Genomic DNA, 796 nt, shown 5'->3' on the forward strand with positions numbered 1-796 from the left:
CAGGTGTTTCAATGGTGGAATCATTCACCAAAATATAACTGATGAATAACTTTTTAGTGGTAATAAGTGCTAATAATGAAAAGTTTATAGTTTGTTTGTGAGGTTGAAGATGTTGTTTGTCTTTAATTTGCTAACTTTGCGTTTGTTATTCACCACGATATCGTTTTTATGGAAAAGTATTACCATCAATATAAGTGCTTATTAGAATATTTTGTTACTCACTTGGAGTATGTTCAGACAGAGTCAAAGACTATTCCGGGGTATAAAAAATATATAGAACCCATTTTGGGAGATTTTATCACGACGGGAGTGGGTTATAAGAACCAAGCAATACAAACTCAGATTTCTGATTGGTCTGAATATGGAGAACATCAAGTGTGTATAAATATCACTTGTAGCTTTGGGTCATATATGACCAACCAATGCTACTTGAACTGGCAAGGCACTTGGTTTAATACCCGCCCTGAGTGGGATAAATCTAAGAACAGAATAATTAGATTGTATCTGTCTAAACAAGCAAAGGCTACAGCTAAATCCGAGTTGTCATATTCTTTGTCAGAATTGGGTCTTTTTGATAATCTGCCTCCTAATGACAACCTAAAGAAATTTTTTGATTTGTTCGAGTCTCTGATTATTAACGAAGAAAAACATAACGCCATGCTTCCTTATGTAACTATTCAGCGAATCGAATACAATCAGGTTGGTCAGCAACAATTTTAGAATAATCCTCTGATTATCATCAAAATAACAGTGATTCTATTTGTGAATGTCAGATAAAATCGCTATCTTTGTATCT

1 protein-coding gene is annotated in these 796 nt (G+C 33.8%); it reads left to right on the forward strand.

Features of this window, described 5'->3' with window-relative positions; translation table 11 throughout:
• Nucleotides 1–168: 168 nt before the first annotated feature.
• Complete coding sequence (locus E5355_RS19130) at nt 169–720, forward strand: hypothetical protein (protein ID WP_136011564.1); 552 nt, start codon at nt 169–171, stop codon at nt 718–720.
• Nucleotides 721–796: the final 76 nt, after the last annotated feature.

This window comes from Bacteroides muris (ex Afrizal et al. 2022) (assembly GCF_004793475.1).
GTDB lineage: Bacteria > Bacteroidota > Bacteroidia > Bacteroidales > Bacteroidaceae > Bacteroides > Bacteroides muris.

Coding starts and splice junctions, on each gene's coding strand:
- E5355_RS19130 (WP_136011564.1), top strand. CDS start 169: ATGGAAAAGTATTACCATCAATATAAGTGCTTATTAGAATATTTTGTT.